The sequence below is a fragment of the Acinetobacter indicus CIP 110367 genome (assembly GCF_000488255.1).
GTDB classification, from domain to species: Bacteria; Pseudomonadota; Gammaproteobacteria; order Pseudomonadales; family Moraxellaceae; genus Acinetobacter; species Acinetobacter indicus.
Genome location: NZ_KI530754.1, coordinates 763,907 through 785,368, shown reverse-complemented (window position 1 = coordinate 785,368; position 21,462 = coordinate 763,907). Strand labels below are relative to the sequence as shown.

General features: G+C 47.6%; 20 protein-coding genes and 1 pseudogene. 19 read left to right on the top strand and 2 right to left on the bottom strand.

The features are described 5' to 3' along the window. Positions 1–242 precede the first annotated feature (242 nt). The 6 genes from filA (at position 243) to filF (ending at position 8,339) form a co-directional block, all read left to right on the top strand. Positions 243–1,217 carry a putative pilus system protein FilA gene (filA, locus tag P253_RS08480; protein ID WP_016659499.1) on the top strand — a complete coding sequence of 325 codons (975 nt, stop codon included), beginning with the start codon at positions 243–245 and terminating at the stop codon, positions 1,215–1,217. 195 nt (positions 1,218–1,412) lie between these two features. Continuing rightward, the gene (gene filB / locus P253_RS08475; RefSeq protein ID WP_035363275.1) at positions 1,413–2,246 is read left to right on the top strand and encodes a putative pilus system C39 family peptidase FilB; all 834 of its coding nucleotides are present in this window, start codon (positions 1,413–1,415) and stop codon (positions 2,244–2,246) included. A 49-nt stretch (positions 2,247–2,295) separates the two neighbouring features. After that, the gene (gene filC, locus P253_RS08470; RefSeq protein ID WP_016659497.1) at positions 2,296–3,465 is read left to right on the top strand and encodes a putative pilus system protein FilC; all 1,170 of its coding nucleotides are present in this window, start codon (positions 2,296–2,298) and stop codon (positions 3,463–3,465) included. A 12-nt stretch (positions 3,466–3,477) separates the two neighbouring features. Beyond that, a complete protein-coding gene (gene filD / locus P253_RS08465) occupies positions 3,478–5,142 on the top strand; it encodes a putative pilus system OmpP1/FadL family transporter FilD (RefSeq protein ID WP_016659496.1) in 1,665 nt (554 codons plus the stop codon). Beyond that, entirely contained in the window at positions 5,136–6,392 is a 1,257-nt protein-coding gene (gene filE / locus P253_RS08460; protein ID WP_016659495.1) for a putative pilus assembly protein FilE, read from the top strand. The genes filD and filE overlap by 7 nt, the downstream gene beginning before the upstream one ends. Before the next feature lie 18 nt (positions 6,393–6,410). Then, on the top strand, positions 6,411–8,339 hold the full coding sequence (gene filF, locus P253_RS08455) for a putative pilus system protein FilF (protein WP_016659494.1): 1,929 nt from the start codon (positions 6,411–6,413) through the stop codon (positions 8,337–8,339). A gap of 70 nt (positions 8,340–8,409) precedes the next feature. On the opposite strand, the gene P253_RS08450 is transcribed toward filF, so the two are convergent. After that, a complete protein-coding gene (locus tag P253_RS08450) occupies positions 8,410–8,958 on the bottom strand; it encodes an NUDIX hydrolase (RefSeq protein ID WP_104470910.1) in 549 nt (182 codons plus the stop codon). 122 nt (positions 8,959–9,080) lie between these two features. Between P253_RS08450 and P253_RS08445 the strand changes: the two genes are divergently transcribed. The 9 genes from P253_RS08445 to P253_RS08405 all read left to right on the top strand — a co-directional run bounded on the left by P253_RS08445 (position 9,081) and on the right by P253_RS08405 (position 17,320). Beyond that, positions 9,081–9,689, top strand: a complete 609-nt coding sequence (locus P253_RS08445; RefSeq protein WP_005179902.1) for a CoA pyrophosphatase — start codon at positions 9,081–9,083, stop codon at positions 9,687–9,689. 12 nt (positions 9,690–9,701) lie between these two features. Beyond that, positions 9,702–10,229 carry a gamma carbonic anhydrase family protein gene (locus P253_RS08440; protein ID WP_162182854.1) on the top strand — a complete coding sequence of 176 codons (528 nt, stop codon included), beginning with the start codon at positions 9,702–9,704 and terminating at the stop codon, positions 10,227–10,229. Between the two features lie 124 nt (positions 10,230–10,353). Further along, entirely contained in the window at positions 10,354–11,019 is a 666-nt protein-coding gene (gene tsaB / locus P253_RS08435; RefSeq protein WP_016659492.1) for a tRNA (adenosine(37)-N6)-threonylcarbamoyltransferase complex dimerization subunit type 1 TsaB, read from the top strand. A 12-nt stretch (positions 11,020–11,031) separates the two neighbouring features. Then, a complete protein-coding gene (locus tag P253_RS08430) occupies positions 11,032–11,856 on the top strand; it encodes an undecaprenyl-diphosphate phosphatase (protein ID WP_016659491.1) in 825 nt (274 codons plus the stop codon). Further along, complete coding sequence (locus tag P253_RS08425; protein ID WP_005179895.1) at positions 11,850–12,677, top strand: class I SAM-dependent methyltransferase; 828 nt, start codon at positions 11,850–11,852, stop codon at positions 12,675–12,677. The genes P253_RS08430 and P253_RS08425 overlap by 7 nt, the downstream gene beginning before the upstream one ends. Positions 12,678–12,790: 113 nt before the next feature. Further along, the gene (locus P253_RS08420; protein WP_035363274.1) at positions 12,791–14,197 is read left to right on the top strand and encodes a C13 family peptidase; all 1,407 of its coding nucleotides are present in this window, start codon (positions 12,791–12,793) and stop codon (positions 14,195–14,197) included. 14 nt (positions 14,198–14,211) lie between these two features. Continuing rightward, positions 14,212–15,048, top strand: a complete 837-nt coding sequence (gene fghA / locus P253_RS08415; protein WP_016659489.1) for an S-formylglutathione hydrolase — start codon at positions 14,212–14,214, stop codon at positions 15,046–15,048. Between the two features lie 119 nt (positions 15,049–15,167). Beyond that, positions 15,168–16,271 (top strand): YjgN family protein, encoded by a 1,104-nt coding sequence (locus tag P253_RS08410; protein ID WP_016659488.1) that lies wholly within the window; start codon positions 15,168–15,170, stop codon positions 16,269–16,271. 11 nt (positions 16,272–16,282) lie between these two features. Beyond that, entirely contained in the window at positions 16,283–17,320 is a 1,038-nt protein-coding gene (locus P253_RS08405) for a M48 family metallopeptidase (RefSeq protein ID WP_016659487.1), read from the top strand. A gap of 16 nt (positions 17,321–17,336) precedes the next feature. On the opposite strand, the gene P253_RS08400 is transcribed toward P253_RS08405, so the two are convergent. After that, a complete protein-coding gene (locus tag P253_RS08400) occupies positions 17,337–17,621 on the bottom strand; it encodes a DUF2218 domain-containing protein (protein ID WP_016659486.1) in 285 nt (94 codons plus the stop codon). 178 nt (positions 17,622–17,799) lie between these two features. Here P253_RS08400 and rpe point away from each other — a divergent pair, with 178 nt between their 5' ends. The 4 genes and pseudogenes from rpe to P253_RS15885 form a co-directional block, all read left to right on the top strand. Further along, on the top strand, positions 17,800–18,486 hold the full coding sequence (gene rpe / locus P253_RS08395) for a ribulose-phosphate 3-epimerase (RefSeq protein WP_016659485.1): 687 nt from the start codon (positions 17,800–17,802) through the stop codon (positions 18,484–18,486). Positions 18,487–18,965: 479 nt separating this feature from the next. Next, complete coding sequence (locus P253_RS08390; RefSeq protein WP_016659484.1) at positions 18,966–19,361, top strand: hypothetical protein; 396 nt, start codon at positions 18,966–18,968, stop codon at positions 19,359–19,361. 41 nt (positions 19,362–19,402) lie between these two features. Next, positions 19,403–21,217: a copper resistance system multicopper oxidase gene (locus P253_RS08385; protein ID WP_016659483.1), complete on the top strand. Its 1,815-nt coding sequence runs from the start codon at positions 19,403–19,405 to the stop codon at positions 21,215–21,217. Then, positions 21,204–21,462: pseudogene (locus P253_RS15885) on the top strand (copper resistance protein B); the annotation flags it as partial. The gene P253_RS08385 and the pseudogene P253_RS15885, both read left to right, overlap by 14 nt.

Below are 21,462 nucleotides of genomic sequence, written 5' to 3'. Positions count from 1 at the left end.
GAGAAAATCAACAATAAATATCTATTTTACCTGATTCTGCGCCAAGAAAATGCTTATGACCGTTTATCGGCAAGCTGAAAAATATGATCAATAGCAGTTGAACAAAATTTGACAGGGGGATAACTTTGTTAGTGCTATCCAGCCGCTCAAGGAAATACGTAGCAGGTTGCTAAAAACAAATAATCAGCCCGCTGCACAAGAGTGGTAACAATCAAAAAAATAATACTCTTGGGAGAGTAAATATGAAAACATTTACTAAACTAGCTTTAGTATCTTCAATGGCATTAAGTGCAAATGCATTTGCAATGCAGGCAATGGATGATTCAGCACTTAGCGCAACCACAGGTCAAGATGGTTTATCGATTGGTATCGGTATTTCAAAAATTGAAATTGAAAAGCTCTTTATCCATGATAATGATGGTTTAGATGTTAATGGTACTGCAGGTGCTGCTGGTGCGATTGTTATTCAAGGGAATGGCATTGCTGGTGATGCGAATGAAAACTTTGGTATCGTCGTTGGTGCTAACAATGATGATGCAGGTGCTTATCTACTTGACTCTCGTAACTTGGCAGATTTAAAAATTGACTCTGATGCCGGTGCAGGTAGTGGTAACACAGCCTTTATTAACATCGCAGCTGATGTGTCTGGTCTGGATATTAAAATTGGTGAAATTGGTGTAACTGCTTCGGGTGTACAAGGTAGCGCAAGCACAACCTCGACACTTCGCCGTGGTGGTGTAGATTCGAATTATAATGCCATTATTTCAGGCTTATCGCTTAAGACAGGCCCAATGTCAGCCAATATCCAGTTAGGTGCTGCACCACAAGGGGCGATGATTAAACTGAATACTAAGATGATTGGTGGTCTTGAAATTAATAATTTGGGTATTCTTGATAACTCAACGGCAAGTACTGAGCGTGCAGCAGGTGAGATCTTTATTGAAAGTATTAAAATTGCCGATGCAGATGCTAAGAACTTAACCATTACACAAGATGTGCGTGTTATGGGTGCAAGTGTCAGCAACCCGGATGACAAAGGTTATATCCAGATGATTAGCCATGGTGGTGCTAAAGATCTCTATGTACAAGGTGTTCATTTAGGTAGCCGAGATGCTGCATCTATCGGTGATGTTGAAATTCAAGGTATGCAAACCTATTACAGCCCAACGGCTGGTCAATATCTTCCGGGGGCGGTTATCACTATTCGTGGTCACTAAGTCTTCTATTGAAAAAGCGCGTGTTTTCACGCGCTTTTTTTTACACAAAAACTGTAAAAGTTGGCAAAAATATAAAAAAATACTGCTTTTTTTCTAAAAAAAAGGTATCTTGCTAAATACATGGAAGTAGAGTTCTTACTCTAAAAATAAAAAATGAACTGGCAGAGCTGCCTGGAAATTGAAAAGTAAAAAATTATGTTAGAGATCGCATTAGGCTCGGCATTGATGTATTACGCTGCCACACAAGCCTTCGACTTAAAGGAACAACATCCGGAAACCGTACGCTATACGGAAACACTGGATTCCCGCAATTCTTCTTTTACCCGTATGCATCGTGAGCCTGTGCGTATTCAACCTGCTTTACAAGATCAATTTCGGGGCATTGTACGTCAGGCTTATGACTATAGCTGTGGATCGGCCGCTTTAACCACACTGTTAAATGGTTATGTCGGAACCCGATTGACAGAGCAGCAGACCATGAGTGGTTTGCTACGTTATGGGGAGTACGAGCGTATTATTGAACGGCGCAGTTTCTCTTTGCTGGATATGAAACGTTTTGTTGCCGCATTGGGTATGGAAAGTGGCGGCTATCGTGGGGAATTTTCAGATCTGGTCAAGCAGGGCCAGCCCGCAATTGTGCCGATTTTTTATGCCGGTTTTAAGCATTTTGTGGTGTATAAGGCCTATAAGGATGGCCGGGTCTATGTGGCCGACCCGGCACTGGGGAATATCAGTTTTGATGAGCAGCGTTTTAAAGAGGTGTGGGAAAATAATACCTTGTTCCTGATTAATGTGGCACCTGAATATCGTAAAGACTTCCTGGCTTTACAGGACAGTGATATGCGCCATGTTGAAGATGCCACTGTTAACCATCATGCCTTTGTCAATATTCAATATCCACAATTCTATATGGACAAAATTGCCGATAAAGCCTCGACCATTCGTTTAGAACGGAATATGAATCCTGAGTCAGAGAATTTCGGCGAACATCAGTACAACTTTTTAAGACTCTATTATAAAAGTAAGTAAATATTTACTTTAAAAACGAAAAAAAAATTAAAAATTGGAAGGGAAGAAGATGAAATCTAAATGGATGAATAAAACCGTATTGGCCATCAGTATCCAAATGGTCTGGGGCGCAGCTGCTTATGCTGCAGAAGAGCCACAATTAGGACAATATGAAACAGTAGAAGAGCAGCAGCTTGCGTCAGAAGCCACAGCTCCAGCAGAAAACTTAAGCCCTGAAGAAGTTAGCACTGAAGCAGTTGCTGAGGCCAATATTGAAACAGCAACAGCGACTGCACCGAGTGCTGAGCAGGCTGCATCAACTGCATTACAGCAGCAGGAAGGGGATGCTACCAAAGAAGCCAATCTGGAAGAAGTCTTTACCTCCAATGAACGCCAATATTCCTTAATCAAAAAAGGCAATATCTCATCTTATTACGATATTGATTATACCTATTATCGTGATACGCAAATTGATATGGAAATGGCGCAAGGCCAAATCTATCAGTTGCGTGTTCAGGAAAATGCATCGCATGCATTGACCAACACCTTCACCGTTCAATATGGATTATTGGATAACCTGACCTTAACCGCCTCTTTACCTTTGGTGGCCAAGACCGATCAATTAAAAGATGCGAATACCGCGGGTCTGGGAGATATTTCTTTAGGCGCACGCTGGGAACCTTTCCCTTTAAAAGCCGGCCGTTTGCCACTAATTTTATTCGGAAATCTTTCTACCAAAACCGGTGATAGTCCGTATGAAATTAATAGCACCACCGAACTTGCGACCGGTAAGGGCTATTATTCTGCAGGGATTGGAGCCAGTACCCGTAAATATATCGATCCGGTGGTGTTGTTTGCTTCGGTCTCAGCCAATTATGGTTTTAAGGAGTCGGGCTTAAACCAGGTTCGTGGTCCACGTATTATTGAAGAATTTGAGCCGGGCATTAGTGGTGGTTTCGCCTTTGGTTTTGCCTATTCCTTTAACTACGACGTTTCAATGACCATGTCGTATCAGCAGAGTTTTAATACTGGCGCTGAATTCCTCTATCACACCGGCGAAAGCTATTCTCCGGCCGATCAGACCAGTTCTACCCTGGCCATTTCTTTAGGGGTACGCGTTTCTCCTGAAACGATTGTCAATGGTACTGTTGGTATTGGTTTGACAGAAGATGCACCGGATGTGTCTTTAGGTCTGTCTTTCCCACTCGATATTCTGGGCTTTGGTAAGAAACTTCGCTAAGAGGCTGGTCGTATGAAAATAATTCGACTTCGCCCGTTAGTGTCTGCGCTGATCTTATCGGGCTGTTCGAGTGCTGCTTTTGCACAATTGGGACAAAACCTGTCTGTCGATATCCGCTCCCTGACCATGGGGAACGCGGTCACGGCAGATCCACCGGGCATTAGTGCCATTCATTTTAACCCGGCAGCCTTAACCAAAATTGAAGGCTTGCAAACCGATGTACAAGGGGTGCTGGCGCACTTTGATGTACAGCGTGAGTTTTCTGCGCCAGCCGACTATAACGTATTTGGTTATTCCGATGATCCACTGGTCTGTCATGATGGACCGGAAATTCTGGCTGACTTTTGTACCGACTTTAAAGGTGAAGTATCGGGTGATGTGGAATATGCATCGCTGTATGTGCCGGTACTGAAAAAGTTTGTTGATCTGGGTGAAGGCATGCCGCTGGCCGCACCAACAGCAGGGATTGCCTACAATCCGCCGGGGTCTAAAACCACCTTTGCTACTGCGATGTATGCGCCGTTAATTGCCGGTTTTGGTGCTGAAGATGGCAACCCAGGTAACTTCATGGGGCAGCAGGTGGCACTGGAACGGATTACCTATCTGTCACCGTCAATTGCCTATCAGGTCAATGATGAGCTATCAGTCGGGGCATCGGTGGGAATGTCCTACCAGGCCATTGCCATGAATACCGACTTGCGTTTCCCGAATGACCTGATCGGGATGCTGCGGATGATTGATGAAGTCGTCTGTACCCCGTTTAAAGAAAACTCCGATATTATTACCGATATTCTGTTGCTGGGGATTTGTAACGCACAGGAAGGCATGAATCCGTTTGGTCGTTTTGGACAAATGGATCTGGCCGTCGAGCAAAGTCTGAGCCCAAGCTATAACCTCGGGGTGTTATGGGAACCACGTGAAGATTTCAGCTTTGGTATGGTCTATCAAAGTTCAGCCAAAATGCGACTCAAAGGTAAATATCATATTGATAATGCCAAGGCGCCGAGTGAGCTGATTAAAGGCTTGATGTCTTCCCCAACCGGGCAAATTTTGGCGGCAATTTTAGGCTTCCCGAACTATATTCCGGCCAGTGAGTCAGGGCTGGTGGCGATGGATTTTGAATATCCAGCGCATTTCCAGGCCGGGATTAAATACAAGGTAATGCCAGATTTACAGGTGAACTTTGATGTCGGCTGGACCGATTATGCTGCTTGGGACAAGTTCAAGTTTGAATTTGACCGCCAGATTTCTGCCCTGAAAATTGCCAAATTATTGTCTGAACATGTCTCTGACAGCTCACTGGCCTTGCCGATGGGCTTCCAGTCACCGTGGAGTTGGGGTATCGGGATTGAATATTCTGCTACCGACCGTTTAAAGCTGCGTGCCGGTTATGAACCACGAACCAGTGCGATTCCAGATGACAAACGTAATACCATGGTACCCATTAATAATGCACGTTTATTTGGTTTAGGCGTGGGCTATCGTTTTGATGCCGACACTGACCTGGATTTATCGATTGGCTTCCTGCAAAGCCGGGATAAAATTCCAGCCAATACCAGTAGCCTAGCCAACAAAGAAGGGGTGAATAACTTATTACTGAACCCGTATGCGGGACTGAATGTCAAAACCGCAAGTAACATTACAATTTTAGGTCTGAGCTATAGAACACGATGGTAAAAGTGATAAAGCGTTTATCTGGCTTGATTTGCCAGTCTTCACTCTGGGCGCTGTCTTTGGGCTCGGCCAGTGTAAGTTATGCCAATGAGTTTTATACCATTATTGGCCCGGATGGCCGGCCGATGGTGGTACAGCGTAAGGCCGAAACCCGGCCGGCCGCGAAAAAAGAAGCTGTGCCGGTAAACAAAACGCAGGCACAAAGTAGAGCATCGTCTGCTTTGAATCCGGCGCAGCCGCAAGCGCAAATTCCCGTTTCTGAACCTGTCAGAGCTCCTGCTGTTGCAGTCGTACCCACAGTTAGCACCGTATCTGTGATACCAGCTCAACCAGTCACTACGGTGAAACTCACAGAAAGTATCCCTCAAAAAACACCAGATACAGCAGTTGTGGAACAGCCTGTCGTCACACCAGTTGTATCGGCAACCACAAAAGCTGTACCAGCTTCATCATCTCCAACGATTACATCTGTCATCCCGCAAACTGAATCTCAGAAAGTATTGAAGACTGTGCAAGCTGATCAACCAGACCGTACTTCATCTTCCGGTTTTACCGAAATGGAAGGGGAGCAGTACGTCAATAATGAATACCTGGAACACGGTGAATTTAACCTGGAGGGGAAAAAGCGTTTTTATATGATGCCGGAAGGCGTAGTCGACAGTAAATTGGGCGGTGGTGCGACCCGGGTGCAGGTGGTAGAACGTGAAAAAGGAGTCGGACAATCGGTGCTGGATCGCCTGTTCAAGAAACGCAAGCCAGAAAGTGTCAAGCCAATGGTGCTGTCATCGACTTATTATCGTATTGCACAGGCCGATGCCATCAGCAGTTTAGGCCAGTCCTGTTTTAACAATAAAAAAATTAAACATGCCAAGACCCTGGCCGTACAGAAAGACGTCAATCTCTGGCCACGTGCACCATTAACAGATGAATTTGATTATGAGGTGGTGAAGCTGGAGGGAGATTTACGCCATCTTCAGGTGAATTCATACGCTTCTAAAACGCGGCAACCTACATTTTACTGGCCTTTTGCCGTTTTTCTGGATGCGCAAGGCTGTGTGATTGAAGGTGCAGGCGGCTACAAGAGCCAGGATACTCAATCCACCTTATTGCAACATGAGCAGGTGGAAGGGGTGATTCAATTGCCGGCTCAAACCCGTTATCTTCTTTTAACCCCGCTGGCATCGGCAATCGATATGGAAAACCGCCAGTTAAGTAATCAGGGCCAATTGAAAATTATTGCCTTAGATCAATAAAAAACATGAGACATCAGGATGAAGAAATCAAATATTTTAGCCTTGAGCAGTACCGCCTTGATGATGGCACTCAGTGGCTGTGGTGGTGAAAGTGCCAATGTCATTCCAGAGCCGAATATTGTGTCGGAAATTAATGGCAGTTGTGTTAGCGGGCAAAACTGTGTGGAGTTTGCCCTGGATTATCCGGTGGATGGCCTGAATTTCACCTGTAGCAGTGATCCAAGCAAAACCTATATTACCCTGATTGCGCCAACCACCAATGCCGCCACCGGTAAATGTAGTGCCGGTGATAAAGTCCATTTCTTTATTCAGGAAAAAACAGAAAAATCAATTAATCTGGGGACAGTAAGCCTAGCTGATATTGGTCTGGCCAATTCGGTCAGTGCCAGCTTGCCGCGTTTAACCCTGCTGGATATTGCCCGTGGCTTAACCGGACAGGCCGCAACCGAACTGACCCCATCGGATTCAACTGTTCAAGTGGCACAGGCAATTACACGTATTTTACAGGCTTTATCAATTGAAAGTTCCAAGAACCAGGAGCGGCCAACCATTGCCGGTGATGTGCAGCCACTTTACATTTCTGCGCTAAAAAAAGAACAGCTGGATGATATTTTGGGGTCGGTGACGCTAGAGGATTACCGTTCCGGTGCCTATGTCAGCAAGTTAAGTCCTTGGGTTGACTTGAGCACCGTCAGTGATGCGCAGGCCTTTGACGCGCTGAAAACCCTGGTTTATATGACCAACTCTGCCTCTTATCAGGCCAACTATCCGGTACTGGCTGTGGAGGGTTCGACCTTACCACAAGGTTTATATGGCTGTAATCAGGATGATTGTAAACAGAACTCGAATACCTTAAAACACCTGATTGGCCAGTTCCAGTTGATGACCGATCGCTCGGGTTATACTTTCGGTTATGGCATGCAGTGGCGTGGAACCATGTCGACCAGTAATGAAAACCCGTTATTGACCATTACGGCCGATTTCTTGAAACGTGTCCGTCCGGAACTGATGACCGCAGCGGCACAAAATAACTGGATTAATCCACTGAATGAAACGATCCAGGGGCCTTATCGTTTTAGCATCAACAGTAACCGGACTGAAGATTTTACCGTGACCCAGGGGAAACTGTATAACGATTATATGATTGCCGGCACCGAAGGCATTTATAAAACCCTGACCAAGTTCCCGACAGGAAAGCCGGAAGAATATGGCCGCTGGACCCAGACTATTGGCACGGATCAGTTTAAGGGCTCACTGGATATCTATAAATATTTTCAGGTGAATTTCCTGGATAACCGGATTTTTACTTCGGCGAAAAATGTGGCCTTGGGTGAGCGTTATATTTTCCCGTTATATGCCACTCTGAATTTCAATTTTGCTAATAATGCCGCGCCAGCAATTAAGCTCGGGATTGTGCTGGATGAGCAGGGCAATATCCGTACCGATATTGGCCCAAATCCGACCGCAACCGATCTGTCGGGGACCTGCGCAGTCGCTACAGATAGCAGCACGCCAGAGATTGTGGATAGTAATAATGTCACGCAATATCGTATTGGTGTGCTGGGAGCAACCGATCTGAGCAATCAGGCGATTACCCTGCGGATGATTCTGGCCAATCCGGTCTTTAACCAGCTGAATGGTGCCGTAATTGGTCTGAATACCCGGGTTGACAATACCCAGGGCGAGCAGGCCATGGTGGTGGGTGGTGCGCGGCTGAATATGGGTAATCTGGTCAATCATACCTCGACCCGGATTAGCCTGAGTGACTTCTCCGGCAACAATACCGTGTCATGGAGTAACCTGTATACCTTGCAGCTCAAGACTTTTACCAATCAGGATAGCAACAATGCTACGGATGCCGATAAAGAACTGGCTAAACTCACCGGTGGAACCGTGAGCATCGAAGTGGCGGACTGTTATAACCCGGAACAGGTGCGTATCCAGTAACAGCAATATATTCATTAAAATACAAAAGCCCATCTACGGATGGGCTTTTTCTTGGCGGGGATATTTATTGTTAACCAGTATGATCCAAACGCGTACCCAAGGTTTCCAGATGAGTCGGGAAATGCTGGTTTTTGCGGTCTTCAAAATAATGTCTTAAGGTATGTTCCACGCTTGGGAAGGCTAGTTCTGCCCATGGAATTTCATCTTCGCTAAACAGACGCGATTCAATAGTTTCTTCACCCGCCCCAAATTGACCTTCAATCAGCTGCGCTTTAAACAGCACATAAATCTGGCCAATCCGTGGAATGTTGTACATGCAGTACAGCTGCTCAATCTCGATTTCCGCTTCTGCTTCTTCACGGGTTTCACGTGCCGCGCCTTGTTCCATGGTTTCAAACAGTTCCATATAACCGGCAGGTAGGGTCCAGAGTCCATAACGCGGTTCAATGGCACGGCGGCATAATAACACCTGATCTTCCCACAGCACCAAAGCACCGCAAATCACTTTCGGATTCACATAATGAATACTGCCACAATGGCTGCAAACACGGCGTAACTGATGATCGCCTAAAGGAATTTTTTCCGTTGTTTTATGTCCACACGTTCCGCAAAAGTTCATATTCAGCATCAACGATAAAGTTGCTGATCAGCATAACTGAAAAAATGAACTTTGGCATCATTTCTATCCTTTTGCCCAGAATTTCAGCTATGATGAAAGTCAGGCAATCAGGATAATAAAAGATGGTAGAGCATTCATTGACACAGGAATTGCAACAGCGCTTACGCTTCTCGCGAAGTATGCGTGAGGCGCATGCGGCCGTGTTGATTGCGATTACCGATGAAGCTCAGCCGAAAGTCCTGCTGACCCGCCGCTCGGCCTATTTAAACAGCCATGCCGGTGAGGTGTCTTTCCCGGGCGGCAAGCGCGATCCACAGGATACCAGTAATATTGTGGTGGCACTGCGCGAAGCACAGGAAGAAACTGCGCTGAATCCTTTTGATGTGGAACTGATTGGCGATTTGCCAATGCAAAAATCGCGTAATGGCATGCTGGTCAAACCCATTGTCGGCCTGATTCCACCCGAGGTGCAGCTGTCAGCGCAACCGACCGAAATTGACCGTATTTTTTTCGCCTCTTTAAAAAATCTGATGGAAGCGCCGCCCGTGCCATATGAGGTACGCTATGCCCATCAGTCCTTATATTTTCCCAGTATGCGTGTTGAAAATGAGATTGTCTGGGGATTAACCGCACGGATGCTGGTGGCTTTATTTCAGTATGGGCTGGATTATCAAAAAGAATGGCCATTTTTACTGAATTCACCGACGTTTCGATTTAAATCATCTAAATAGGGAATTTTAATGTTGTATAAATTTCAGGGCATTGCCCCAAAAGCATTACATCAACCATGGGATGGTTGGGTGGCCGAAACCGCAACGGTTATTGGTCAGGTCGAGCTGGGCCGGCAGGTGAGTATCTGGTTTGGTGCGGTGGTGCGTGGCGATAACAGCCTGATTCGCCTTGGAGATTTTAGCAATGTCCAGGAAAATGCAGTGCTGCATACCGATGCGGGCATTGAGATGCAAATTGGTAACTATGTCACCATTGGTCATCAGGCCATGCTGCATGGCTGTACCATCGGCGATAACAGTCTGATTGGTATTAATGCGGTGGTGCTGAATCATGCCGTGATTGGGAAAAACTGTATTATTGGCGCCAATGCGCTGATTCCAGAGGGCAAAGTCATCCCTGATAATTCGGTGGTGATGGGTTCTCCCGGCAAGATTGTAAAAACCCTGGATGAAGCAGGGGCAGCCCGCCTGAAACTAAGCGCCTTACATTATGCCGAGCACTTCCAGCATTTCCAGCAGTTGGAAAAAGTTGAATTTTAAGATACCTAAAAGCCAGTTTGAAACTGGCTTTTTTTCTGTGTGAAAGCCGGTGAAGTTCTCGCCTAGTGTCTAGGAGTGGAGTATGATAGCGGCCAGTTTTTAAAATTTAATTTTAAGGTTGTGCATGAAGTTACTGGCATTGGAAACTGCCAATGAGCAGTGTTCCGTTTCGATTGTAAATGACACGCAGGAACTGTTTTTTCAGTTGGATGAGCGCGCCAAGGCACAAACCCAAACCATTCTCCCGATGATTGAGCAAGGTTTTGCTCAGACCGAAACGGCCACTGCCGATTTAACCGCAGTGGCCTTTAGCCGTGGCCCGGGCTCATTCAGTGGCGTGCGGATTAATGCCGCGGTGGCACAGGCACTGGCCTGGTCACATGATTTACCGGTCATTCCGGTATCGACCTTGCAGGCACTGGCGCAAGCGGCTTATCGGCTGGCAGGTTTAAGCGCGGTAACGGCAGTGCTGGATGCGCGGATGAATGAAGTCTATATCGCCAGTTTCCAGTTAGATGCAGAAGGCATTATGCAGCCAGTGAGCGAAGAACAGTTATTGGGCTATAGTGATGCGGCGGCCGTAGCGCAGTTCCCATTGGTGGGCTCAGGTTCAACCTTATTGCAACAAGCACAAACACAATACAAAGACTTAAGTGCAACGGCGCAAGATATTGCTACCATTGCACGCGTATTGGCCCAACGTGAAGCATGGGTCAGTGCGGAATACGCATTACCAGTGTATTTGCGGGATAATGCTTGGAAAAAAATTCCAGAACAAGGCAAATCATAACTAGGATTTTCTATGGATTTTTTACTGCTGCTGAAAGCGGCAATTATGGGAATTGTTGAAGGAATCACAGAATTCTTACCAATTTCCAGTACCGGCCATTTAATTTTGGCTTCAGAACTGATGAACTTCTGGACCAAAGAAAAAAGTGATGTTTTTGTAATTGCCATTCAAATGGGGGCAATTGCAGCAGTGATTTATGAATACTGGACCCGGCTTTGGGGCGCAGCCACCGGCATGTTCACCGGCGAAGAAACTGGACGCCGTCTGGGCTTTGGCCTGATTCTGGCCTCGCTGCCGATTATTCTGATTGGTTTGACTTTCGGGCAAACCGTGAAAGCGATGTTGTTTAATGATATCGCCGTGGCTATTGGCCTGATTATTGGTGGTCTGATCATTATCTGGATTGAGAAGCATCCACCTCAAGTACGGGCGCAGGAAGTTGAAGACCTGACCTATAAAGATGCGATCTGGATTGGTCTGATTCAGGTACTGTCTTTAATTCCGGGCACTTCACGTTCGGGCGCGACCATTATTGGGGCGATGTTCCTGGGCGTATCACGTAAAGCGGCGACAGAATTCTCGTTCTTTCTGGGAATTCCGGTGATTATTGGCGCAGGCTTGCTGGATTTATATCAAAGTTATGATGTCTTCCAGACCACGCAGGACTGGACCGTACTGAGCGTCGGAATTATTGTTTCCTTTATCTCCGCATTAATCTTAATTCGCGCGCTGGTGGCGTATGTGGCCAAACGCGACTTTATGATTTTTGCCTGGTATCGTATTGTGTCAGGCCTTCTGATTTTACTCTTTGCATATACAGGCTGGACCTTATGGTAAGCGAACTTCGCTGCTATACCGAACCCGCATTTTTTGAGAAAGCACAGCACTATCAGGCTGTGCTTTCTTCACGTGGGGTTACCCTTCAAATTGATGTCATCGACAAACTGAATGCACGTTTTTTAAGACTGCATCCAGACATGGCGCTGTGCGTTGATGCCGATGGCCTGTGGCTATGTGCGCTGGGCATGAAAATGCAGCCAGACTGGCAGGCTGAAATTCCGCGTTTAAAACGCGCGTCATTAAAGTCAGAAATGCTGGCCCGTGCCTGTAACCTGGCGGAAAAACCGCAGCTGATTGATGCAACTGCAGGTCTGGGCCATGACAGTTTGCTGATGGCGCATTTGGGGGCTGAAGTAACGCTGGTAGAACGGCATCCGATTCTGTTTAGTTTATTGGAAGACAGCTACCAGCGCGCCCTACAGGACCCGTTTTTAAGCAAGGTTGCCGCACGCATCCACTTGGTCTTTTCTGATTCGGCTGATTACTTAAAAGCGCAGGCAGAAGCAGGGCAGGCTGTTGATGTGGTGTATCTGGATCCGATGTTTCCACAGCGTGACCAGAACCAGCAGGCGGTAAAAAAACAGGCACAAGTCAAAAAGCAGATGCAGCTGCTGCATTTGTTATTGCCGGAACATGGTGAAATGGATTTGGGCGATGCCTTGCTACCGCTGGCGCAAAAAATCGCCAAACGTGTGGTGGTTAAGCGACCACGTCTGGCGGTATATCTGGCCGGGCAAACACCGGATCATCAATGGACCGGAGATGCCTGCCGCTTCGATGCCTACTTCCAGCAGGACGCGACCAAAGTAAACGGGTAATCGCTTCAAAACTGGGCAAAGATTTGTTATATAGTTAAAAAAGAGCATTGATAATTATGACATCAGGCATAAACTAAGTCTGCACAAAGCGAGCCACTGCTAACGACAATCTTATGATCGACTTTAAACCCTCCATCAATTTTTGGCATGATTTTAAAAGCAACCAAACAGCAGGGATGTGGTTATTTTTTGGTTCGCGCCGATCTTTACAGATTGTCCGTCCTTCCATTCTGCAACTGATTTTCTGGGGCATTTTAGGCGGTCTGGCCAATACTTTATTTAGCTGGCTCAGTGCCGGTGAAACCGGTGATTTTAACCCGCAAGGTCTGGTCAGTTATGCCTTGTGGCCGTTTATTGCCTTAATTGTCGGGATTTTCCTGTCCCAGCGCGTTAATAATCCACGCCTCATGCTGGTGCCGGCTTTACTGTGGCTGGTGTTAGATACTCACATCGCCTTATTGCAAAGCCTGATCCAATATCTGGGCATGATTGATGTGTTACCCTATGTGTTCTATGACTATCTGCCACTGATTTTCATGGTGCTGTTTGTCTGGCAGAGTCTGGCGGTGGTCTGGGTATTTTCCCGTGAACTGAAATGGCCGTGGTGGGAACGTGCGCTGATTGTTCTGGCCACGCTGTTTACCCTGGTGGTGTGGCAGATGTCGGTCAAGAGCCAGCCAATCTGGAAGGTGGAAGAGGTCCCGCCGACGTTTAGCGAAGAAGCCTTTTATGCACAAAGCAAGATACTGAATCAGGCGCTGGAGAAGATTCAGTATGGTGAATTTGCACAATCACACTGGTATTTTCTGGGCGTGGCCGGGGCCAGTTATCAGGATGTGTTTATGTCCGAAGTCGAGCGGATTCGGGAACAGTTCGATACCCGCTTTGGCACTTTTGGCCGCTCGATGATTCTGGTCAATAACCCGATGACACGCAATGTCACCCCGATTGCCTCACGCACCAGTATGGAACTGGCACTGCGCCGTATAGGCCAGCAGATGAATCCGGAAAGCGATGTGCTGTTTTTATACATGACTTCACATGGCTTGCCGAACCAGTTTGAAATGGAAAATGCGCCGCTGGAACTGCAACAGGTTGATCCAAAATGGCTGCGCGATGCGCTGGATAAATCCGGTATCCGCTGGCGCGTAATTGTGATCTCGGCCTGTTATTCGGGCAGTTTTGTTTCGGCCCTGCAAAATGACAATACTTTGGTAATTACCGCATCGGCCGCAGATCGCGCTTCATTCGGCTGTTCCAACGAAGCCGATTATACCTATTTTGGCCGGGCTTTCTTTGATCAGGCCATGCGTGAAAATAACAGCTTTGCCGAGGCTTTTGCACAGGCCAAGCTGACCGTGGCAAAATGGGAGCAGGCACAAGGTTTTGAACCATCTGAACCGCAATGGTCGATGGGCAAGAACATGCAGCTGATGTTGCCGCAACTGGAGCAGCGTTTATTCCCGCAAGCCATGGTGGCGCAGCCAAATGAAATGCCTTTAACTTTAGACAGCCCTTAAAACAGGATAAGACGATGGAATTAATACAGAACAATCGATGCTTTGATGGCGAACAGCGAATTTACCGTTTTAATTCCAGCAGCTTAAACGGGGAAAGCCGTTTTGGTATTTTTCTGCCGGCACAAGCCTTGGCCGGTCAGGACTGTCCGGCGCTTTTTTACCTGGCGGGTTTAACCTGTACCGAAGAAACTTTTGCAATTAAAGCGCATGCCCAGCGTCTGGCGGCACAGTTGGGCTTTATTCTGATTAGCCCGGACACTTCACCCCGCGGTGAGCAGGTGGCACAGGGTGATCACTGGGATATTGGGCAGGGTGCAGGTTTTTATATTAATGCAACCCAGGCACCCTGGGCAGCGCATTACCAGATGGAACAGTTTGTTGCAGAAGAGCTGTATGCGCTGGTGTGTGAACAGTTTGCGGTGCAAACCGACAGCATTGGTATTTTCGGCCACAGTATGGGCGGCCATGGTGCGTTAACGCTAGCCTTTAAATATCCGGAAAAATTTAAATCAGTTTCTGCCTTTGCACCAATTTGTGCACCAAGCCAGTGCCCGTGGGGAGAGAAAGCTTTTAGTGCCTATTTAGGCGATGATCGTCAAGGCTGGCAAGCGCATGATGCCACCGCACTGGTCCAGCAAAAAGGCAAGCAATTTGCCGATATTCTAATTGATCAGGGCTTGCAGGATCAGTTCTATAGCCAGCTGAATCCGGCGCTGTTCCAGGCCGCCTGTGCGCAGGCCGGACAGCCGCTGAGCTTACGTGAACATGCTGGCTATGATCATGGTTATTACTTTATTCAAAGTTTTATCGATGATCATCTGCAATTTCATGCAGTTCAATTACAATCCTAATATAATCCATCGCGCAGAACACCGCTTTTGACCTGTTGCAGGGTGAAGGCGGTCTGTGATTTTTTGTTTTTTAATTTTTAACCGTGTCTTTATTTTAAAAAATAATTATAAGGCCTGATATGCAAAACCAAGATATACATCCGACTTTTACCGCAGAGGAACAGACCCACCTGCCGCCAGCGCTTGTCGTTGATTCACCTGAACCGCAGCTGCTTGGACAGCGCCACCCTTTTCATTTTTATGGCACTGCCATGGAATATTTCGGCATCTGGATTGTCAATATTCTATTGATTATTGTCACGCTGGGACTGTATGCGCCGTGGGCCAAAGTACGCCGCTTGCGCTATTTTTATGGCAATACCGAATTTATCCAGCGCCGTTTTGACTTTACCGGTGTGCCGAGCAAGATCTTAATTGGCCGGCTGATTGCAATTGGCCTGTATCTGGCCATTTCGCTGTTATCCAACTACTCGGTACGCGCCACCCTGATTGGGGTACTAATCCTGTATCTGGCGGTACCCTGGCTGATTCGGGCCACCCTCCGCTTTAATGCACGTAACAGTAAATTTGGTAACAGCCGCTTTTTCTTTTCCGGCACTAGCAAGAAAGCCTATATCGAATTTTTAAAAGGGATTCTGGTGTATATCTTGACCCTGGGCGTATTTTTCCCGGTGCTGATCTGGCTGTATAAGCGTTATTGCCTCGATCATCTCTTTGCAGGGCAATTGCAGTTTAAATTGCAGGCCGACTGGCCGGCCTATATGCGCGCCATGTATGTGCCGCTGTTTCTGTTTATCGGCATGTTGGGAGCGGCAGCACTAGTACTGGCCTTGCTGGCCGATTTTTCGAGTCTGAGTGCGGTGCAGTATGTCTGGATTTTTATGGGCATCTATTTGCTGGCGGCTTTATTCATCTGGCCATTAATGCTGGCGCGGATTTTTATGACCAGCTGGAACAATACCACCATCAGTCGTAGCCAGTTTCAGACCAGTTGCAACCAGTGGCGCTATGCCTGGATTGTGCTCAGCAACTGGATTGTGAAAATTTTAACCCTTGGCCTTATGACGCCGTGGGCGGCAATCCGTTTATATCGCTATCAGGTGGAGTCTTTAAGCCTGCATTTAAATAATGATCCGGACCTGCTGATGAACCAGTTACAGGGTGATCCAAGCGCGATTGCGGAAGAAATCAGCGATATCTTTGATATTGATGTGTCTTTATAAGGAAAGCACTGATGCAACAGATGACGGTTGAAGCCGTGTTTTATGATGGTCAGAGTGCCAAGCCTTATACTGCTCAGGTATTGGCAGCCGATGCAGACAGTATCTGGGTCCAGTATGGTGAAAACTTTGCCTTGCAGCGCCGTTATTGTTATCAGGACATGCTGCTGATAGGCGCATTGGGCCGTATCCAGCCGGTGATTGAACTCCAGGATGATGCACGTCTGGAGTTCAAGCAGCCTTTACCGGACTGGTTTCAGCTGAAGCAAAAGAATATCTATCAGTCAATCTGGAAGCTGGAGCGTACCCCCAGCCTGATTCTGTTTAGCACCATTTTTATTGTGGCGCTGGCCTTTGCCACAGTGAAGTGGGGCATTCCGTGGGCAGCAAATGTGGTGGCCAATCAGTTACCGGAAACTACACTGAACAGTGTCGGTAATGAAGCAGAACACTATGTGCTGGAGATGACGGGTCCAAGTCGTTTAAGTGCGGCGCGCCAGCTGGCGATTTTACAGCAGTATCAGGCTCTGGTGGCAGAAGACCGGCCGGCGAAACTGCTGTTTCGAGAAGGGAATCGGTTGGGTGCCAATGCGGTGGCGATTCCCAACAATACTATTATTCTGACCGATGAACTGGTTGAACTGGCACAGGATGACCGGGAAATTCTGGGGGTGCTGGCACATGAGCAGGGTCATCTGGTCGAGCGGCACAGTCTGCAACAGGCGCTGGCCAGTTTAGGCTTTGGGGTCATCCTGATTGCGATTACTGGTGATGGCTCCGATTTAATGACCAGTCTACCTCTGGCTTTGGTGGGTGCCAGTTATTCGCGTAATTTTGAAGCCGAGGCCGATCATTATGCCTTAACCACCATGCAGCACAAGCAGGTGCCAACCATCCATTATGCCAACCTGTTACAACGGCTGGCGGATGAAAGCGGCGAAAGCGAGCAGGGCACATCAGTCTGGGATTTCCTGCAAAGCCATCCGGCCACACAGGAGCGTATTGAGGCGGTGAAGGCCTTTGAAGCCAAGCAATCTGCTGAAGCAAAATGAGCAGATCTAAGCAGGTTTAATCGACCTGCTGCCAGTCAGCACTTAACTGTTCCTGTCCCATGCGTTGCAGATGATCCAGCACCACCTGTTCCAGCCGGTTCAGGTCGGTGTGTTCATCTAAAGCAATAATTTCGGTATAGAGCGCATCAGGCTGAGGCTGTAACACAATGGTCGCGCTCGGCATCAAAATACGCAGTTCCTGTGCTGTTTCCTGTACTTCAAATTTGTGTTTCCAGTGGTTACCCAGGCGTTTGGCCAGACGGGCCGCTTGTGTGGTGGCAATATGACTATAACGTTTCATGAAAAATCCTGTTCAGTAAGCCTTAAGCCTAAGAGAAAAGAGCGCCCAGACAAAGCCGCGTGTTGCAACACAGCGTTGCAGATTTGCAATCTTGCCGCAGGTGGCCATCTGCCGCCCCAGAGCCGGGGACAATTTGTTATAATGGCGCAGTCACTCAAATACTTAGCCAGGGTCTCCCATGTCCAAGCCATATTTAATTGCGCCTTCTATTCTTTCTGCAGACTTTGCCCGTTTAGGGGAAGAGGTAGAAAAAGTGCTTGAAGCCGGTGCTGATGTTGTCCACTTTGATGTCATGGACAATCACTATGTACCCAACCTCACCTTTGGTGCAGGCGTATGTAAGGCCCTGAAAAATTATGGGATTCAGGCGCCAATTGATGTGCATTTAATGGTCTCTCCGGTGGATCGCATGATTGGCGACTTCTTGGAAGCCGGTGCCGATATTATTACCTTCCACCCGGAAGCTTCGGACCATATTGACCGTTCGCTGCAACTGATCAAATCGGGCGGTGCCAAGGCGGGTCTGGTTTTTAACCCGGCAACGCCGCTGCATTATCTGGATTATGTGCTGGATAAAGTCGACCAGATTTTATTGATGAGTGTGAACCCGGGCTTTGGTGGCCAGAAATTTATTCCTATGACCCTGGAAAAATTACGTCAGGCGCGTCAGATCATTGATTCCTCAGGCCGTGATATTCGCCTTGAGGTTGATGGTGGCGTTGGCCCGGCCAATATCCGTGAAATTGCCGAAGCCGGTGCCGATATGTTTGTGGCCGGTTCAGCGATTTTTGGCAAACCGGATTATAAAGCTGTGATTGATGAGATGCGTGCCGAGCTGGCCAAAGTCGGTGCCGTGAATACCTAATAAAACTGGATAAGTTATCCGCATCCTGTGGATAACTTTGTGATTAACTCTATGGATATCTATGTTGATAACAGTATGGATAACCGGATTAATTTATAAACAGTTGTACATCAATCGTTTACCAATTAGACATAAAATGTATAAAAAGGACTCAAATGAGTCCTTTTTATTTGAGCAAAAGCCCTAAAATTCCTGCTTTTTTATTCAGCTCTGCTTAAGAGTTATACTGCACAATAAATAACTTTATTGTTTTATTGATATGCAAAACAATCTTCCCGGCAGCAGCAATTTAAAATTTAAAGTATTGTGTATAACTGTGAATTTCTCTATGCTGGTTTGCACAGGCGTTTAGCTGTTTTAAGCAGCTTCAACGCTGGGGTTTGGTCTTATGGGGTGAGGAAATCCTGTTGCATACACAGCGCAGACAACCGGTGTAGTTCAGCTATCTGATGGCATTTGTCATGGGATGGAGCAGTCTTGTGCTGGCTGTTGTACAACCAGCGCATGCGGACATGCAACTGTCCAACTCTGCCATGATCACCAGTGTGAAATCATCCCTTTCATCACCTGCTCCTTGTCATGCTGAAAAGGCAGATTCTCCTGTAGAACAGCATCACCCAAGCCATCATGGCGTCAGTCCATCTGCACAGTTACCCGACTGCGAGCAGGTACATCATCCAGAGCAGCATTTAAACTGTCAGGATTGTCCACCCCTACATTGCCAGCCGGGTTTGAGCTATCTCAAGATTACTTTCCCTGCGCTGGAACAGGCAAGCCCGACCTTTGAGCCTGAGCCGCACTTTCATCTCTATCATGCCCAGCATTTACCCGGCTACTGGCAGGAAATCCTGCGTCCACCGAAAACCTTATCCTGACTTTAAAAACTTTTCTTTTTTTATTGTTTTAAGGATAAATCATGTCAATTCAATTGCGTCAGGCCATCGTGCTTGGCTTATGTCTGTGCGCATCGTCCTGGGCGATGGCCGCAGTCCGAGAATATCATCTGTATATTGATGAGCAGCCGGTCAAGCTGACCGGAAAAACTGTCAAAAAAATAAGTGTGAATGGCCAATTCACAGCCCCCTTGCTTGAATTTGAGGAAGGTGATGAAGCGGTGATTCATGTGCATAACCAGCTTCAAAATCGCGATTCTTCCATTCACTGGCATGGTCTGTTATTGCCGGGTGTAATGGATGGCGTGCCGGGCTTTAACGGCTTTCAGGGCATTGCGCCGAAGGGACATTTTACTTATCGCTTTCAGCTACGGCAGCAGGGCACCTACTGGTATCACGCCCATTCCAAAGGTCAGGAGCAGGATGGGCTATATGGCCCGCTAGTCATTTATCCCAAAGGCAAACAGCCTGTGGCTGCGCATGAGCAGGCCGAGCGGGATTATGTGGTGATGCTGTCCGATTTTCACGCATCTTCCAGCGACACGATTTTAAATAATCTGAAAAAGTCGGCCGAGTATTATCAGAACCAGCGTGAAACCCTGGCCGATGTGTTGCAGCAGGTGAAACAGCAGGGCCTGAAACAGACCTGGCAGCAACGTTCCATGTGGAACCAGATGCGTATGCTTAGAACCGATTTGTCGGATGTCACCGGTTATCAGTTTTTAATCAATGGCAAAACACCGGAACAGGCCTGGACTGGGCTGTTCCGACCGAATGAAAAAGTGCGTTTACGTTATATTAATGCCTCGGCCATGTCGTTTTTTGATGTACGCATTCCGCAGCTCAAAATGACCGTCATCAGCGCTGATGGCCAGCCGGTCCAGCCGGTGCCTGTAGATGAGTTCCGAATCGGGACAGCAGAAACCTATGATGTACTGGTGGAACCAAAAGCCGGCCATTACCAGATTGAAGCAGAATCAATTGACCGTTCAGGCTTTGCCATTGGTAGTTTATTGCAACAGGGCATGCAACCACCGCCACTGCACATGCCAACCGCACGACCACGTGCGGTATTGACCATGGAAGATATGGGACATGCTGCTCATGGTGCAGAAAGTACTGAGCCACATGCGGTACATAGTGCGTCATCCACATCTTCGACCCTGCAGCATCCAGCGATGACGCATGCTGCCATTAAAGAGACTGAATCTTTAACGGTAGCCGAAGATCATCCTGCAGTGCATTCATCGCATGCAACGCAGGCGCAGTCAAAATCTTCGGCCAGTTCGGTCCCTCAAGGTTGGGCCAATGCCTCAACACCCGCCGGACATAAAGCACTTCGCTATGCGGACTTAAAAGCCTTAAAGCCGCAGCCGGATACGCGCGCGCCGGTGCAAGAGCTGGTGATTCGTTTGGGCGGCACGATGGAACGTTATATCTGGACCATCAATGGCAAGAAATTTAGCGAGGCTGAACCGTTGCAGGTGGCCTATGGCGAACGGATTCGGCTGAAATTTATCAATGACAGCATGATGGCGCATCCGATGCATTTGCATGGCATGTTTATGCAGCTGGAAAATGGCCAGGCCGCTGCCGACCTGCCAAATAAACATACCCTGATTGTACCGCCTGGAAAAACCGTGAGCGCGTTATTGACCGCCGATGAGCTGGGGGAATGGGCAATCCATTGTCATCTGCTGTATCACATGAGTTCGGGCATGATGAATAAGTTAGTGGTGGCACAGGTGATGCCAGAGCAGACGGCTTCATTACCCGCAGCTCCATCTGCGCTGCCAGCTGCTGTTCAGTCTTCGGGAGATACACATGCACATCACTAATTTTGCCCGTTTCAATCTGCTGAGTGCCATGCTGTTTGCGACACCGATGTTATCGGCGCAGACACAGCACCCATCTTCTCACGCTGCAGAACATGAAGTTGTACCGCAGACGTCAGTAAAATCTGTCGATATGCATGCACAACACGAGCAGATGATGCAGGCTGAACATCAGCAACATCAGCAACATCAGCAACATCAGCAACATCAGCAACATCAGCAACATCAGCAACATCAGCAACATCAGC